The 16,290-nt window shown below is 63.5% G+C and carries 16 protein-coding genes and 1 pseudogene; 12 read left to right on the top strand and 5 right to left on the bottom strand.

Annotated elements, in window-relative coordinates:
- Positions 1 to 126: 126 nt before the first annotated feature.
- From AC56LN_RS20025 to AC56LN_RS20005, 5 genes and pseudogenes are all read left to right on the top strand, one after another.
- Positions 127 to 1,111, top strand: a pseudogene (locus AC56LN_RS20025) (IS5 family transposase).
- A 583-nt stretch (positions 1,112 to 1,694) separates the two neighbouring features.
- Positions 1,695 to 2,195 carry a type VI secretion system amidase effector protein Tae4 gene (locus AC56LN_RS20020; RefSeq protein WP_499574373.1) on the top strand — a complete coding sequence of 167 codons (501 nt, stop codon included), beginning with the start codon at positions 1,695 to 1,697 and terminating at the stop codon, positions 2,193 to 2,195.
- Positions 2,192 to 2,665 (top strand): type VI secretion system amidase immunity protein Tai4, encoded by a 474-nt coding sequence (locus AC56LN_RS20015; RefSeq protein ID WP_499574372.1) that lies wholly within the window; start codon positions 2,192 to 2,194, stop codon positions 2,663 to 2,665. Before AC56LN_RS20020 ends, AC56LN_RS20015 begins: the two co-directional genes overlap by 4 nt.
- 257 nt (positions 2,666 to 2,922) lie before the next feature.
- A complete protein-coding gene (locus AC56LN_RS20010; RefSeq protein ID WP_499574371.1) occupies positions 2,923 to 3,723 on the top strand; it encodes an HDOD domain-containing protein in 801 nt (266 codons plus the stop codon).
- Between the two features lie 213 nt (positions 3,724 to 3,936).
- Positions 3,937 to 4,605: an SOUL family heme-binding protein gene (locus AC56LN_RS20005; RefSeq protein ID WP_499574370.1), complete on the top strand. Its 669-nt coding sequence runs from the start codon at positions 3,937 to 3,939 to the stop codon at positions 4,603 to 4,605.
- A 21-nt stretch (positions 4,606 to 4,626) separates the two neighbouring features.
- On the opposite strand, the gene AC56LN_RS20000 is transcribed toward AC56LN_RS20005, so the two are convergent.
- Genes AC56LN_RS20000 through AC56LN_RS19985 form a run of 4 tightly spaced genes read right to left on the bottom strand, consistent with a single transcriptional unit; the run spans position 4,627 to position 9,352 of the window.
- Positions 4,627 to 5,769 carry an ABC transporter permease gene (locus tag AC56LN_RS20000; RefSeq protein ID WP_499574369.1) on the bottom strand — a complete coding sequence of 381 codons (1,143 nt, stop codon included), beginning with the start codon at positions 5,767 to 5,769 and terminating at the stop codon, positions 4,627 to 4,629.
- On the bottom strand, positions 5,766 to 6,947 hold the full coding sequence (locus tag AC56LN_RS19995; protein WP_499574368.1) for an ABC transporter permease: 1,182 nt from the start codon (positions 6,945 to 6,947) through the stop codon (positions 5,766 to 5,768). Before AC56LN_RS19995 ends, AC56LN_RS20000 begins: the two co-directional genes overlap by 4 nt.
- Before the next feature lie 9 nt (positions 6,948 to 6,956).
- The gene (locus AC56LN_RS19990) at positions 6,957 to 7,934 is read right to left on the bottom strand and encodes an HlyD family secretion protein (RefSeq protein ID WP_499574367.1); all 978 of its coding nucleotides are present in this window, start codon (positions 7,932 to 7,934) and stop codon (positions 6,957 to 6,959) included.
- 5 nt (positions 7,935 to 7,939) lie between these two features.
- Positions 7,940 to 9,352, bottom strand: a complete 1,413-nt coding sequence (locus tag AC56LN_RS19985; protein ID WP_499574366.1) for a TolC family protein — start codon at positions 9,350 to 9,352, stop codon at positions 7,940 to 7,942.
- Positions 9,353 to 9,583: 231 nt separating this feature from the next.
- Here AC56LN_RS19985 and AC56LN_RS19980 point away from each other — a divergent pair, with 231 nt between their 5' ends.
- The 7 genes from AC56LN_RS19980 (at position 9,584) to AC56LN_RS19950 (ending at position 15,475) form a co-directional block, all read left to right on the top strand.
- Positions 9,584 to 10,459: an alpha/beta fold hydrolase gene (locus tag AC56LN_RS19980; protein ID WP_499574365.1), complete on the top strand. Its 876-nt coding sequence runs from the start codon at positions 9,584 to 9,586 to the stop codon at positions 10,457 to 10,459.
- Positions 10,460 to 10,506: 47 nt separating this feature from the next.
- Positions 10,507 to 11,022 (top strand): peptide-methionine (S)-S-oxide reductase MsrA, encoded by a 516-nt coding sequence (gene msrA, locus AC56LN_RS19975; RefSeq protein WP_482897222.1) that lies wholly within the window; start codon positions 10,507 to 10,509, stop codon positions 11,020 to 11,022.
- 118 nt (positions 11,023 to 11,140) lie between these two features.
- Positions 11,141 to 12,097 carry a fasciclin domain-containing protein gene (locus AC56LN_RS19970; protein WP_499574364.1) on the top strand — a complete coding sequence of 319 codons (957 nt, stop codon included), beginning with the start codon at positions 11,141 to 11,143 and terminating at the stop codon, positions 12,095 to 12,097.
- Between the two features lie 241 nt (positions 12,098 to 12,338).
- Positions 12,339 to 13,589, top strand: coding sequence for a DUF819 family protein (locus AC56LN_RS19965; RefSeq protein WP_499574363.1), 1,251 nt, complete (start codon positions 12,339 to 12,341; stop codon positions 13,587 to 13,589).
- A gap of 118 nt (positions 13,590 to 13,707) precedes the next feature.
- Positions 13,708 to 14,175 carry an FxsA family protein gene (locus AC56LN_RS19960; RefSeq protein WP_499574362.1) on the top strand — a complete coding sequence of 156 codons (468 nt, stop codon included), beginning with the start codon at positions 13,708 to 13,710 and terminating at the stop codon, positions 14,173 to 14,175.
- A 123-nt stretch (positions 14,176 to 14,298) separates the two neighbouring features.
- Positions 14,299 to 14,841 carry a hypothetical protein gene (locus tag AC56LN_RS19955; protein WP_499574361.1) on the top strand — a complete coding sequence of 181 codons (543 nt, stop codon included), beginning with the start codon at positions 14,299 to 14,301 and terminating at the stop codon, positions 14,839 to 14,841.
- A gap of 61 nt (positions 14,842 to 14,902) precedes the next feature.
- Positions 14,903 to 15,475 (top strand): histidine phosphatase family protein, encoded by a 573-nt coding sequence (locus AC56LN_RS19950; protein ID WP_499574360.1) that lies wholly within the window; start codon positions 14,903 to 14,905, stop codon positions 15,473 to 15,475.
- 6 nt (positions 15,476 to 15,481) lie between these two features.
- Here the strand turns inward: AC56LN_RS19950 and AC56LN_RS19945 are convergent, their stop codons facing one another.
- A complete protein-coding gene (locus AC56LN_RS19945) occupies positions 15,482 to 16,177 on the bottom strand; it encodes an SDR family NAD(P)-dependent oxidoreductase (RefSeq protein WP_499574406.1) in 696 nt (231 codons plus the stop codon).
- Between the last annotated feature and the right edge of the window lie 113 nt (positions 16,178 to 16,290).

The raw sequence follows: 16,290 nt of genomic DNA, 5'->3' as shown, positions 1-16,290 counted from the left end.
CTTCGTAGATATATTATTTCTGGGTAGACCTCGATCTAGGGAGACGCTGATTAATTCGGCCGCTCCGGTTCCTCCCGATGCTGCAACCTGAGACAATAACGCCACGTTCCTCGCCCGCGATCGATCATGCAAAAGAGCTTCTCCGACCTCGAATACGCCGCCAAGAAAAAGCTAACGCGGCGCGACCTTTTTCTCGCTAAGATCGATAGCGTGACACCGTGGAGCAAGCTGCACAAACTGGTTGAGCTGTTCTATCCGAAGGTTAAAGTCGCTGGGGGTACACCGGTCGGGCCGGCGCGAATGCTGCGGATGTATGTGGCCTAACAATGCTTCGGTTTGTCGGACTAAGGCATTGAAGATGCGATCTACGACAGCCAAGCCATTCGCGCTTTCGTCGGCATCGATTTGGGCCGCGAGTCTGCGCCAGACGCGACGACGCTGCTCAAGTTTCGTCACCTGCTCGAAGCGAAAGATCTGACGCGTCAGATCTTCGATACGATCAACCGACACCTTGCCGAAAAGGGTTTGATAATGCGCGAGGGGACCATTGTTGACGCCTCGCTGAACGCCGCCCCACCGTCGACGAAGAACAAGGATGGCAAGCGTGATCCGGAGATTCACCAATCGAAGAAGGGCAATGACTGGCACTTCGGGATGAAAGCGCACATTGGTGTTGATGCTGCGTCTGGCCTGGTGCATACCATCGTGGGCACGGCTGGCAATGTCTCCGATGTGACGCAAGCACATGCACTTTTGCATGGAGACGAGACCGCTGGGATCGGCGACGCCGGCTATCAGGGCGTGGAGAAGCGCCCGGAAAATGTTGGCAAAGCGGTGACCTGGCATGTCGCCATGAAGCGCTCTAAATGCAAGGCGCTGTCCAAAAAAATAACTGGGCCGCATGACGGAAAAACTGGAGCATTTGAAGGCCAGCGTGCGCACGAAAGTCGAGCATCCGTTCCATGTCATCAAGAACCTGTTCCGTCATCGGAAGACACGCTACCGCGGCCTGGTGAAAAACACTGGGCACCTGTTTACATTGTTTGGCTTCGCCAATTTAGTGCTGGCTGGCCGGCGATTTAGAGTCAGTGAAACCCGAGTTGCGTCCTGAGCGCCAAAAGGCGCAAGGGATACCGCTATATCGCATAAAAACAGGCTGTAGTGATCTCTAAAAAACGAGATCGCAGCTGGAGCGCGGCCGCGTCGCCAAAAACTCGGAGATCCCAAAATCATCAATTGATCAGCATTTCCCTAAGATTGAAAATCCCTTGTGTCGGTGGTTCGAGTCCGCCCCGTGCCACCAAGAACATACATTGCACAACGCCAATCCATCGTGATTGGCATTGTCGTTTCTGGGATTCGCAGGCCTCGGCTCCGGTTAATTGTCACTTCGGTCATCCACAAACACCGCACGGCAAGCTCATGCGAAACAGCCGTGAGGGAAGTAGCGCGCAATGCCGGTGAGACGTTCACGCAGCGGATAAAGGGAGAATTCTGTCGGCGGGCCTGGTTCATTAATTCGAGCGAGTCATTGGTTTGACAAGCGTCCAGTCCAATCTGCACGGGTCGCGGATAATCGCCACGGGCTGTCTGTACCGCGCGTCGGGTCTAGCAGGCGGCCGCCGACGGCTGCGTGATTCTCCACAGACGCCACAACGACCAATCCGATGTAATCCCAACCAAGGATGAACAACATGCCTCGCCCCTCCTTTATTGCTGCATGGGCAGCTTCGCAACGAATTTATGACCCCGTCAATTTAGGCGCCAGAGTAGCAAAGGTGATAGGAGGAAATGTTGAGAAGAATATTAATAATTCCACTGACGCACATCGCTGGAATAACACCTGCGCCGTGCGGATGAGTTATATCCTTGGCGAGGCAGGCCTGATGATTCCGAGCATCCTCGGACAGACAGTGTCCGGGGCGGACGGGCGAAAATACTTCTTCCGTGTACGCGACCTGATTGGTTTTCTGAAACAGCAATGGGGCAAAGCTGAGGTTGTGAAATATCCCGCTTCCGGCGGCGGCACGTTGGTTGGCAAGAAAGGGGTCATTCTGTTTGAGGTATCTGGCTGGTCGGATGCGCAGGGGCATGCCACCCTTTTCAACGGCCAATCCTGCTATGACCACTGTTATTTCAATGAGCCGGAAGCAAAATATCGCACGGACCGTGCGAACTTCTGGGGCTTGCGATGAAGTCGATCCCGTTGTGCCTGGCGCTTGTGACCTCCACGTTGCTGTCATTCACAGTTCACGCCTCCGATCAAGCCCTCATTTCTCCACAGGCTGGCTCCCGCACCTATGCGCAAAATTATAAGGACATGGTGCTGGCAACCTGTATGACACAGGCATACCGGAATGACACGGGTGCGGCCACTGATGCTGGAAGCAGTGCCAGTGCCTTGCGTGATTGGACCTACTTCGATATGGAGAAGAGTCCCGATGCGGTCAAGTCGCTGGTGGACCGCTTTCTGGCGCGGGACTATTCCAATCCGCTCGTCGAATCGGAAATCAAGGGAGTCAGGTTCGATTTCCTGAAGTGCATGGACCTGTACCATAGCAAAGCGCTGGAAGACCTGGTCAAGCAGTTGGTCATTCACCCGAAACGTACTTACAGGCAGGAAAACCCTTCTCGGGCAAACGCTCCCGGCGCAGCCGCCAGGTAACAACTGGCTGGCTACGAGCACCGTCATACCAAGGTCAAGTGCATGCGTAATCGAGGCGACGCTGGCCGCAAAAGTCCTTACCGCATAAACTAGACCAAGCGGGCTTCCTGACCTCCGCGATCCTTGTGTCCGGCCCAGGAAATAATTTCCCTGACCAGTTCCCAAGGGAAATAATTATGCTATCGTGAAATTTCAATGTCACCCCATCGCGCGACCGTCAACCTGTCGCAGCGGCGATGTTCCGTTGGAGAATAGTCATGAGCGAGTTATCGTCTTTTTTTCAAGCAGTAAAGTTGCCCGTCATTTCAGAAGTCGCCCACGCATTGATCAAAACCCTCGATGACGAGGATGCGTCGGCCACCCGAATCAGCGCGATCATTGCACGCGACCCCGCCCTCACTGCCAAACTGATGCGCCTGGCCAACAGCGCCCGCTTCGGCGTCGCGCGTGGTGTCACGTCACTCGACGATGCCATCGCGATGGCCGGCCTTGGACACGTGCGCACCCTGGCCCTGGCTGCCTGTTTCGCCGAAACCTTCCCGGATCTGCCGGGCCTCGACAGCGACGAGTTCTGGAAAAGCAGCATGGCCTGCGCCGGCTACGCCAAGTGGCTGGCCGTCTGCCTGGGCGACGATGGCCAGGATGCCTGGCTCGCAGGCATGATGATGCGGCTTGGCGAACTGCTGATCTACCAGGCGGCGCCGGCAACGTTTGCCGAGATCGAGGAGCACCCCCACCTGCCGGGCGGACGGTGGGAACGCGAAACGCGACTGCTGGGCTTTTCGGAGGGGCACATTACCGCCGAACTTTGTCGTCGCTGGAATTTCCCGGTCGTCATTGTGAACGCATTAGAAAGCGCATCCGATCCAATGGCCGCCCACCCGTTCAGCAAACTCGGGGCCATCATCCACCTGGCCGGCCTGCTGGCCGACACACCGAGCGACGATCCGGCCATCCTCGAGAGCTTGCCGCAGGACGTCGTCACCGCGTTGCAGCTGAACCGTGAGTGGATGCACAAAAAGTTTCCATCCCACGCGTCCTTCTCGGCCGCGCCATGAATCGCTTGGTCGCGCTTACCGTCAAAGCCGTCTGGCGATGCGCGCGACCGGCAGCCTGGGCAGTCGACTCGCAAGCCTGCTTGCGAACGGTGTTATTCAGGTCATCGGCTACGCGCGCCTGAAACGCCACGCCTCATGGCGTCCTGCAGGCCCGGCACCGCGCCGGTAAAAGTGTATGCTTTTGCCATGCCCACTGTCCGAGGAAAGCGTGCCATGACTGCCCCCACCCGACCACCCCGCCGCGCTGCCCGGCCAAGGCGCACACGACAGCTGATGGGCCTTGCCTGCGTCGTGGGGCTGGCGCTGGCACTGCTGCCCGCAGCCAGCCACGCGGTCGAAGAACCCGCCTACACCATTGTGCGGTCCTACCCCGCATTCGAGATTCGCCAGTACGGGGCCTACACCGTCGCCGAGGTGGTGATGCCGCCGCCCGCCGACGATGCGGGGAATCGCGCCTTTCCCATTTTGGCCGGCTATATCTTTGGCAAGAACAAGGGCGAACGCAAGCTTGCCATGACCGCCCCGGTGACCCAGGCCCCGGTCCCGGCCAAGCTGGACATGACGGCGCCCGTCACCCAGAGCACGGTTCCCGACGGTATCCTGGTGCAGTTCGTCCTGCCCAAGGACATCAATATGGACAATGCGCCGCTGCCGCTCGATCCGAGCATCAGGCTGCGCGAAGTGCCGCCCACACAGGTGGCGGTGATCCGGTATTCCGGCTTCTGGTCGCAAGCCAATTACGACGAGCACCTGGCCGAACTCCAGGCGGCGCTGCGTGCAGCCAATATCCGCTGGACGGGCGAGCCGGTGCTGTCGCGCTACAACGGCCCGATGACGCCATGGTTCATGCGACGCAACGAGATCTGGCTGACACTCGACTGAACGCTGCCGCGCCAGCGCCTGCTACCGACGCGCGGGCATGCGCCTCCATTTGACCAGGCCGACAACGGCGAACACCAGCGCCAGGCCGAGCAGCATGGCAAGCTCCGTGCGCACCTCGTGCAGCGAGGCGCCCATCTGGTTGGTGGCGACGAAGCCCTGGATCGCCGCAGTCGATGGCAACAGCGCGCCGAGTGCGCGCAGCGGCAGCGGGATGGCGCTTGCCGGCCAGGTCAGGCCCGACAGGAACATGATGGGCAATGAGGTGGCAACGAGCAGCTGCATGCTGCGCTCGCGGGTGCGGAAGAACATGCCGGTCAACATGCCCAATGCCGCCACGCTGTAGGCGAACAGCAGGGTCAGGACGGCCGTGCCCGCCAGGTTGCCGCCGCGCGGATAATCCTGCCACCAGAAGACGAAGCCAAAAAAATACGCCGCATTGAGCACTACAACCAGCGCAAACGCACTCAGGGCGCCGCAATACGAGGCCGCGTCCTGCCCGTACGGGAAGGATTTGTCGCTCGCCCAGCTGCCGAACAACAACCCGATTCCGAGCAGGAAGGTTTGCTGCATGACCAGCACCATGACGCCAGGCACGACATACGAGGCATAGCCTTCGCGCACATTGAACAGGGGCAGCGCCTCAACGGCCAGCGGCTGGCGCGCCGCTTCGGCCTGCATGCCGGACGGGGTCGCCGCGCCCAGGCGCTTGAGTTCGATCCCGGCGGACACCGTGCCGACGACCTCGGCCAGGCCGTTCAGGACCACCTTGTTCAGCAAAGGATAGGAACCGTGGCCGCTGACCTCCACTTCGGGCTGCATGCCGGCCAGCACCTTGCGGCTGAAGTCGGCGGGAATGAACAGCGCGCCGGCAGCCTTGCCCTGCCAGATCAGCGCCTGCGCGTCTTCCGGCCGCGTGCTGACGCCGGCCACGACCAGGCCGGGGTGCGCCCCGGCATAGCGGATCAGCTGGCGCGACAGGGCCGACTGGTCCTGGTCGACCACCGCGACCGGCACCCGGCGCACCGTTTCCGCGCTATAGGGCAGCGGATAGAAGAACGAATAGATGATGCCGGAAATGAAAAACAGCAGCAGCGCCGCCTTGTCGCGCAAGATGGCTTGCCAGGTCAGCACGAACGCGCCCCAGGCGCGGCGCGGGGCGCTCATTGCTTGCCCCAGGTGGCAGGCTGGTGCATGCGGCGCGCCAGGCGCAGCCAGGCAGCCACGCCCAGGCCGAGCGTAAAGGCCAGCAGGATCGCCAGGTGCGTCATGTTGTAGCGCAGCGGCGCGCCCCCGGTCCAGGTGTTGTTCAACATTTGCAGATAGTGTGTCAGCGGCAGGGATTCAGCCCAGATGCGCGCGCTCAGCGGCATCGACAGCAGCGGAAAGCCCTGGCCGGCGAACGCGAATGCGGGCGCCGTGATGAAGGCGCTGGCCGACAGCGCCGCGCGCAGCGATGAGGTGAAGACGGCGATCGCCGCGCCAAGCGCGAGGCAGGCCGTGATGAACAGGGCGGTGCCCACCAGCATAGCCGTGGCGCTCCCCTGCACCGGCCAGCGCAGCACGACGCCGAACAGCACGAACAGCAACAGCGCATGCACGGCGAAGCAGGCACAGGGAATCAGCAATTTTCCCAGCAGGGCCATAGCCGGCTTGCCGTGGGCGGCGGCCAGCCAGTCGGGCACCGTGGCGGCGCGAAATTCGCGGCCAATCGCCGTCACCGCCGCCAGCGTCACGAACATATGCAATAGCGTAAATGCCACCGGCAGCGCAAGCGACGGGATGTAGCTGCCGTTTTCATTGAACAGCGTGCTGATGCGGGTTTGCACCGGCTCGATCTGCACGCCGGCCTGGCCGGGCGCGGCGCCGCGGCGCGCGCGCGCCTGCAGTTCGATGCCCGCCGACAGGGTGGCCACCACGGCGCGCACGTCGCGCGTCATGCTGCCCGAATGCGCCGAGAACTGGGCGTTATAGGCCCACTGGACCTTGGCGCCCCGGCCCGCAAGCACCGCCTCCTGCAGATCTGCAGGAATCGACACCAGGCCGAATGCCTGGCGCGCGCGGATCAGGCGCATCGCCTCGGCCTCGTTGTCTGCGACGAGCACCACGTTCAGTCCGGGCGAGGCGTCGAGCATGCGGATCAGATTGCGCGAGACGACGGTATGGTCGCGGTCATGCACCACCAGCGGCAGGTCGCGCGCCACGCCGGCCGAAAAGGTCCACCATGTCAGCAGGTAGAGCGCGAGCGGGATCGCCCCCAGCATGGCGATATCCCACGGATCGGCGCGCAGGCGTGCCCATTCGCGCCGCAAGGACGATGCGATGGCGTTGCCGGATCGGGTCATAGGCCGCGCTCAGTGATCGAACACGACCGTCATTCCCGGGCGCAATCCGGGCACCGGGGCAGTCGGGCGCAGCCTGACCTCGAAGGTGCGCAGATCGGTGCCGCCCGGACGCGCCGCGCGCCAGGTGGCAAAGGCCGGCAAGGCGGACACCGTGGTGGCCTTGAACTGGACCCGTGTGTTGAGCGCTGGGATCGTGGCCTCGTGCACCGAACCCTGCGCATACGCCTTGAATGCATCTTCGCGCACGGCCACCACGGCCCAGACATCGGCCAGGTCGACCAGGGTAATGACGGGGAAGCCCTGCGGCGCCAGCTCGCCGGCCTGGATCGCGAGCTTGGTCACCTCGCCCGCGGCGGGCGCCGTGATGCGCGTCTCGTCGAGCGCGGCGTCTGCTTCATCCGCTGCGCCGGCCACCTGCCGCGCCTGCGCCTCGGCGGCCTGGCGGTCTTCGGCACGGGCGCCCTGGCGCGCCAGCGCGTATTGGGCGCGGGCCGCGGTGGCGAGCTCGCTCGCCGAGCGCGCCTGGGCTTCGGCCTCGTCGCGTTTCTGGCGCGCGACGACGCCTTCGGCATACATCGCCCCGATGCGCTCGAACGTGACCCTGGCGAGCCTCGCGCCCGCCTCGGCGCGCTCCCAGTTGGCGCGCGCGGCGACGATTTCTTCCGGCCGCGCGCCGGCCTGCACCTTCTGGCTGGTCGCGCGCGCCGCGTCGCGCGCGGCTTCGGCCTGCGCCACCTTGGCCCGTACCTCGGGGCTGTCGAGCTCGAACAGAAGATCGCCGCGGGCGACACGCTGGCCCAGTTGCACATGGACCTGGCCAACCCGGCCCGGCACCTTCGACGACACATTGATTTCCTGCGCCTCGATCTGGCCCTGGAGCGGATCGCGGACCGGCTGGAAGGCCAGGTACAGGCCCCAGCCGAGCAGGGCAAGAATGACGATGCCGGTGCCGCCGGCAAGCAGGCCTTTGGTGGAAGGTTTTGCCATGATGCTTATTCTTTCGTGAGGTCGACGATGTGCGTGGCGGTTCGGGACAGCGCGCTCAGGCGCTCAGGCTCGCCGCTGGTGCCCAGCAACCTGGCCAGCGCCATGACGTAGTCGTAGCCAGCCTGGGCGCGCTCGAGGGACGTTTTGGTGTAGTTGAGCGACGCGTCGGCGACGTCGGTCGACGTGGCCTGCCCGTTCTGGAACCCCACCTGCGCCAGGCGCTGCGTCTCGGCTGCCAGCGCGATTGCGGACCCCATCGCCAGGTAGCGCTGGCGGGCATCCTCCATGGTGCGCCACTGGCTTTCAGCCAGGGTCGGGATATCGCGCCCGGCCTGTTCTGCCGCGACCTCGACGCGCTGCTGCTCGAGCCGGGCAGCGGCGGTCATTTTTGCGCGGTCGATGCGCTCGACCAGCGGGACGCTGACCGACACCCCGACCAGCCAGTTGGCGCGGCTGGAGCTGCCACGGTTGAGGTTATAGTTGGCGATCCCGATGACGGTCGGGCTGAATTCCCGGCCCTGCAGTTGCAGGGCGCCGTCCGCCTGTTTGCGCTTGCCTGCAATTTGTTTCCAGGCCGCGTTCGACGCCATGGCCGCATCGATGAACGAGGCCAGCGAGCCGGGCGACTCGGCATGCACGAACAGCGGCGTGGTCGGCGTGAGGGCGCCGTGCGCGTCGAGCAGGCGGCGCAGCGCGAGCTGCGCGATCTCGAGGTCGCTGCCCGCCTTTGCCGCTTCCCTGACCGCATTGTCGACGGCAACATCGGCTTTCAGGCGCTCGACCTTCGCGATCAGGCCGCTACGCTCCATCTTGCGCGCCATGCGCTGGTGTTCTTTGGCAAGCTCTGCCGCCGAGCTGCGCAACTGGCTGGCCTTGGCAGCAAGTTGCACCGTGAAATAGCGCTGCGCCAGCTGGATCGAGGCATCGTCCACGGCCGCCTGCACGCTCGCATGGGCTTCGTCCGCGCGGCCGGCGGCGATCTGCTTGACCGCATCGAGGCGCCCGCCCGTGTAGAGCGGCCAGACCGTGTTCAGGCCAAGCGAATGCACATTGAACACGCGGTCGACATTGATGGCCGGCGGAATCTCCGGCAGGTTCAGGGCTGGCAGCGGCGGCAGCGAGTCGAGCACCGGGTTGGCCAGCTGCGTAATGGCGCCGGTGTCCACGCTGAGCGTGGTCGATACCCGCCCGGCAAAGCCGGACAGGCGCACATCCGGGCCATCGATGCGGCGCAGCGCCTCGGCCTGCAATTGCCTGGCCTGGAAATCGAGCCGGGCGCCATTTACGGCACCCGCACTGGTTTGCATCCGGCGCAGCGCCTCGGCATAGTCGATGCCGGTATCGGCCCGCGCGGGCAGGGTCAGCGCCACAAGCGCGGCGGCTGCAATTGCCCTGGGCAAAATAGCCTTCACTTTCATGCATTGCTCCGGTATTCAGTCGTCGATCCGCCCGCCTCAAGGCGGATGCTGTTGCTGGTCATGAATCTTGCATGACAGGCATCATGGACGTAATGATAACGCCTCGATCGTATTGACGGCTACCTGCTTGCGTTCGCCGTTGCGGCTGGCAATCGTCCTAACGGACGCAGTCGTTATCCCTGCTGCGGTACGCTTGCGGCAGACGCACACCCGTGCGATGGGAGATCGATCATGCATCACATTCGCTGCGGCAACGGCAAACCATTGCTTCTGATTCATGGCCTCGGTGGTCACTGGCAAAGCTGGAATCCCATCCTGGCCGATCTCGCGGCCAGGCGCGAAGTCATCGCGGTAGACCTGCCCGGCTTTGGCCAGACGCCAAAGCTGGCCGGCGAAACCTCGATCCGCACTCTGGCGGATGAAACGGCGGCCTTCCTCCACGCCCAGGGCTTGACCGGCATCGACGCCGTCGGCAGCTCAATGGGGGCGCGGCTGGTGCTGGAACTGGCACGGCGCGGTGGCGTCGTTGGCGGCGTGGTGGCGCTCAATCCGGGCGGCTTCTGGCAGGGCTGGGAGCGGCACGCGTTCTTCAGCTCGATCTACCTGTCGATCCGGCTGTTGCGGCTGCTGCGCCCCGTGTTGCCGGCGGTCTGCGCTAACCCGATTGGCCGCGCCCTGTTGCTGGCCCAATTCTCATCCCGGCCAACGAAGCTGGCGCCGGACATCGTGACCGATGAATTGTGCAGCTATGTGGCCTCAGCGGCGTTTGACGAGCTGCTGGCCCAGCTCGCGTATGGCGAGGAGCAGCAAGGCGCGCCCCGCAACAGCATCACGCAGCCGCTCGTGATTGGCTGGGGACGACGTGACCGGGTCTGCTTCCCGTGGCAGGCCAGACGGGCACTGGCCCTGTTCCCGGATGCCCAACTGCACTGGTTCGAGCGCTGCGGCCATTTCCCGCACTGGGATGCGCCGGCGGAAGCCGCGCAGCTGATCCTGAGCGCACTGGCCGGCGGCCACGCCAATGCTGCGGCCGGACTGTCACACGCACGCGATGCAAACCACGCTGCACACGACTTGCATTTACACTTGCCACAATCGACTGGCTGATCGGCACGCACGTTCAGCCCACCTGTTTATCCAAGCAAAGGAACGCAATGACACAACAAACTGAAACCGCAATCCTGGCCGGAGGCTGCTTCTGGGGCATGGAAGACCTGCTGCGCCGCATGCCTGGCGTGCTGTCCACGCGCGTCGGCTATACCGGCGGCGACGTGCCCAATGCAACCTACCGCAACCATGGCACGCACGCGGAAGCGCTCGAACTGGTATTCGATCCCACGAAGATCAGCTATCGCCGGATTCTCGAATTCTTCTTCCAGATCCACGATCCGACCACCCCGAACCGCCAGGGCAATGACCGGGGCATGAGCTATCGCTCCGCCATCTATTATCTCGACGACGCACAAAAGCAGATGGCCGAGCAGACCATTGCCGACGTGGACGCATCCGGCCTCTGGCCCGGCAAGGCGGTTACCGAGATCGCGCCGGCAGGGCCTTTCTGGGAAGCCGAACCGGAGCACCAGGATTATCTCGAACGCATTCCAAACGGCTATACTTGCCACTTCATCCGTCCGGACTGGAAGCTGCCTTCGCGCCCGGAATCGACGTAAGCCCGGCACGGTCGGGTTAATCTTATCCGGTTGATCCTGACCATCGGTTGCACGCTGAAGCGGAACTCCAGCGGATGAACATCAGTCCAAAAAAGACGTTCATCCCGGAGGTGCAACCATGAGATCGGTCTTGAAGTGGCTAGGTGCGTTGAGTCTGGCGGTTCTTCTGTCGTCGTGTGGCAGCAGTGATGACGATCTCGGCAATGTGGCCGAGGTCGCCCAACGGAACGGTTTTACGGCATTGCTGGCGGCAGTCGACAAGGCAAGCATTGCCGGTACATTGACTGCTGCCAATGCCGACCTGACAGTGCTGGCGCCCACCGACGCGGCCTTCGGCGCACTGGCGACACAGCTCGGCTTCACCAATGCCGGCGCCATGGTGGCAGCACTGCCAGCGGCCGATCTGGCCAAGATACTGCGTTACCACGTACTCCCCGGCGCCACGTCCTCAGCGGCGCTGGGCACCGCCGGCGCCACCCTGCCGACAGCCTACGTCTACGACGGCGCAGCCGCCCGGCTCGCACTGAACACCTCTTCCGGCGTCGCGTTCACCGACGCCGTGCTGGCCAGGGCCAGTGTAACGACGCCCAATGTGTACGCCGACAACGGCATCATCCACGGAATCGACAAGGTCCTGATACCACCGGGCGTGCTCAATGTCGTGCAGATGGCGCAGGCCAATCCGGCCTCTTTCAGCGCGCTCGTCGGCGCCGTCGTGACAACCGGCCTGGCACCGGCCCTCAGCGGAAGCGGGCCGTTCACTGTCTTCGCCCCCAACAATGCCGCATTCGCCGCGGCGCCGACAGGCCTGACAAGGTCCCAGCTCACCTCGGTCCTGACCTATCACGTGTTGCCGGCACAGGTCCTGTCTGGCGCCATACCGTTCGGCACGCCGGTGGCCACCCTGGCGACGACAGCCCTCGATGGGTCGACGGTTCCGGCCCAGACCATCACGATCAACCGCAATCTGACGATCACCGACACCACGGCCGTTCCGGCCACCATCCTGGCGACGGATGTACGCGCCAGCAATGGGGTCATTCATGTCATCGGAAAGGTATTGATTCCCAAATAGATCCACGACAGCGTCTTGGAATCTTCTCCAGGCCAGGGCGCTCGCCAGCCAGGCAGGATGCACCAGCCTGCGCTGCTGTACTGCGCTGCTGTACTGACGCTGCCGTACTGACGCTGCCGGCTGCCAGCGTCCATGACGTTGACGACACCCTTGCGCCCGGCGATACTCGTTGCTCTTCGACCAATGCGATGCACGCTGCATGCCCGTCATTGGTCCCTGACGCGAATAACCTGGAGCGCGCATGCCGCCTGTTTCTGCTGCCATGATTACCAACGATGCCGTCGTCTTCGGCATGCTTGCCGCCATACTCGGTACCGTCCTCTGGACCGCAGCGCGTCCGGACGGTTTCTGGAAAAAGTTCTACAGCTATGTACCCGCCCTGCTGCTGTGCTATCTGCTGCCTTCGCTGCTGAACACGCTTGGCGTCATCGACGGCGCGGCCTCACGCCTCTATCCGATGGCGCGCGACTACCTTCTGCCCAGTTCTCTCGTGCTGCTGTGCGTGGCAATCGACTTCAAGGCGATCGTGCGCCTCGGCCCCAAGGCCATCATCATGTTCCTGACCGGCACCGTCGGCGTCATGCTCGGCGCGCTCGTGTCGTTCGAGGCCATGCGCGTGATCCATCCCGAGACAGTGGCCGGCGACACCTGGCGCGGCATGACCACGGTGGCCGGCTCCTGGATTGGCGGCGGTGCCAACCAGGCCGCGATGCGCGAGGTCTTCAACGTCGATGCCACGATGTTCGGCCAGTTCGTCGCGGTCGACGTGCTGGTCGGTAATTTGTGGACGGCCGTGTTGCTGTTCCTTGCCAGCCGGGCCCAAGTCTTCGATCGCTGGACAGGCGCGGACCTCACGGCGCTGAACCGCCTGCGTGACAGCATCGAGCAATACCAGGCGCAGCACGCACGGATCCCGACCCTGGCCGACATCATGGTGATTCTTGCCATTGGCCTGGGCGCAACTGGCCTGTCGCATTTTCTGTCGGAGCTGCTGGTCGGATGGATCACGTCCCTGCCGGCTGAATGGCGCCTGCAGGACTACAGCCTGACGTCGGGCTTCTTCTGGATCGTCGTGATCGCCACGACCATTGGCTTGCTGCTCAGCTTTACCAGGGCCCGCACGTTCGAAGGCGCCGGCGCGTCGCGCATCGGCTCGGTCATGCTGTACGTGCTGGTCGCCACGATCGGCATGCAGATGGACCTGAGCGCCCTGGTCGATCGTCCCTGGCTGTTCCTGCTGGGCCTGATCTGGATCGCCTTCCACGGCGGCTTGATGATCCTGATGGCCAAACTGATCCGTGCGCCACTGTTCATGATGGCGGTCGGCTCGCAAGCCAATATCGGCGCAGCCGCATCGGCGCCGGTGGTTGCCAGCGCCTTCCACCCGGCGCTCGCGCCGGTCGGCGTGTTGCTCGCCGTGCTGGGCTATGCACTGGGCACCTACGGCGCCTACATCACGGGGATTGCCCTGCGCGCGATCGCTGGCGGGTAAACACGGGCCGCTGGCACGCGCGGCTTAAGGGTGACCTCATTAGCGGGCTGTTAGAATTTGCGACAATCTTTCCCTATTTATTTGCAGGAGTACTCAAATCCTCGGCTTTCTCGTCAAAATGGCCATCGGCAAGCCAAAACTGGTGCTTGCCCTGGTGGTAGCGCTGCTGGCAGTGCTGGCTGGCACGATCACCTATACCGGCTACCTCGTGATCGGGGTCGTGGCCGAGTATCTCGGCACGGGCCGGTTCGTGGCCGGCTTGCTGCTTGGTATTCTGTTTGCCAGGTTTCCTTCGGTTAGCCATGGCAAGCTGCGCCTCGTCGGGCTGCTGCCCAAGCCTGTCCGTCGGCCACTCATCGTGACCCTGGTCGCACTCTGCCTGCTGCACTTCGTGTGGCAAGGCGAGTACGTGCCTGCCCTGTTCACCGGATTTGTGACGACCTTTCTTGTTGCCTTCCCCTGGTTGCGCAAAACCCTGTTTGACCGGGTGTCCTCGTCGTTCTTCAAGTTCATGCCTGGCCGGCGCCCGCCTGAGCGCAACGACGACATGGTGATCGAGGGTGAATTCAAGGAGCGCAAGGACTAAGCAGCTGCGCTTGCCCTTGCCAAGGCCGGGAACGCGCTCAGGGGGTGCAACCGCATCCCTGTTGCATGCAACCCGTATGGCCCACAGTGGTATGCTTCGCCCTTAAACTCCGAAGCCAATGCCATGACCAATAAAAAACAGCCTTCCGCCCGCCAGCCAGCCGAGTCACCCGCCGGCCGGGTCGAAAATCCCTTCCTGGACGTCGAGTTCTACCAGCGCATGCGCGACTACACCGAGCGCGACGCCGCCTTTTCGAAGGAGCTGAAGGCCATTGGCGACAGCGGCGCGGGCAAGCACAGCACCGACATTCGCGAAGCACCGTCACTGGCATTGCTGCGCGCCGTCGTCAAGAAGGGCTTGTCGCTGGAGACCATGTTGGGCCGCATGGCGCAGGGTGTGGAACTGGGCTTGTGGGAGCCATGGATGAGCGCCTTCGGCATCGAGATCCGCGGCGTCAACTACGCAAAAACAGAGCAGCGCAATGCCCGCCTGGCGCTCGACATGAGCCTGGCGTGCAAGGTCAATTCGGTGTTTGCCAATGCAGGCGTCGTCAACTGGCGCAGCCTGGTGGCGCAGGATTGCGCGCAGATCCAGATCGACAAGCCGACCGAGAAATCCGGCGCCAAGGTGTACGCCATCTTCTTCCTGGATGCGCCAGGAAAATAATTTTTAACAGCGTGATGCGCACCATCTGATCATTCAACCAGCCCCGCCACCAGGAGCCCCCATGGACCGACGCCACTTTCTCGCCGCACTGGCGGCATGCGCAGCGCCCGTGGCCGGGGCCGCCCCATCACCATGGCCGCTGCTCCAGCGCGGCGGCTACGTCATCCTGATGCGCCACGCCGCGACGGTGCCGGGCATCGGTGATCCGCCCGGTTTCAAACCCGGCGTGTGCAGCACCCAGCGCAACCTGTCGCAGGCAGGTCGCGCGGATGCCACCAGCATCGGGGCAGCCTTTCGCAAGCATGGGGTGCCGGTCGGCCCGGTGCTGTCGAGCCGCTGGTGCCGCTGCCTCGACACCGCCCGCCTTGCGTTCGGCCGGGTCGAACCCAGCGAGATGGTCGATTCGATGTTCCAGGACGACGATGCGGCGCGCGAGCGCAAGCTGGCGCAGCTGCGCGTCTATCTGGCGGGATACAAGGAGCCCGGCAACCTGGTGCTGGTGACCCATGACGTGAACATCCGCGCGCTGGTCGGCAAGTACGTCGAACAGGGCGACATCGTCATCGCTACCCGCGGTCCCGATGGCGCCTTGCGCATCGAAATGACAGTGCCGGTGGCGCAGCTGACGGGCTGACCGACCCTACCAGGGCAGTTCGGCGCCGTTGTACGATCTGAACGAACCGCTGTCGGCCGGCGTCAGCGCATCGAGTACCTGCAGCATGTCGGTAGCAGCGGCCTGGGCCGGTCGCCCGATGATCTCGCCCCGGAACGGTTTTGACAGCCGTGAATTCACGGTCCCCGGATGCAGGGCGACCAGCACACTGTTCTTCTGCGTACGCGCGACTTCGATCGCCGCGGTTTTTATGAGCATGTTCAGGGCCGCCTTCGAGGCGCGGTAGCTGTACCAGCCACCCAGGCGGTTATCGCCGATGCTGCCCACTTTGGCGGACAACATCGCCATGATGGCGCGCTCGCCTGCCAGCAACGGCGCGAAATGGCGCATGACCAGTGCAGGACCGAAGGTATTCGCCATGAAAGTTGCCTGCATCTGCGGGTAGTTCAGGTCGGCCAGGCGCTTCTCGGGCATCGTTGCGCCGTCGTGCAGTACGCCGGTTGCATTCACGATCAGGTGGTAGCGCGGCCCGCTGGCAAGCGCCTGCGCCGCGTCGGCAACACTGGCCTCGTCCGCGAAATCGATCGCCGGATCTGACTGGCGGTGCAGCCCCCGCACCGAGGCGCAACGCGGCGACTGTTCCAGCAGATCGACAAAGGCCGCGCCGATCGTCCCCGAGGCGCCGATGACCAGCGCATGAAATTGATCCGGCAAACTGTTCATCATGATGTCGTGCTCCGCGTTTGTACGTGTATCGAGTGTACCGAAGGCAGGTCGCGGCATCACCGTCATGCGACGATAACGCCGGGTCAATACGCGGTCTGACCCGCGCTGCT

It is taken from the genome of Telluria sp. ZT3P26, assembly GCF_059686035.1.
This window is presented reverse-complemented; position numbering and strand designations above follow the sequence as displayed.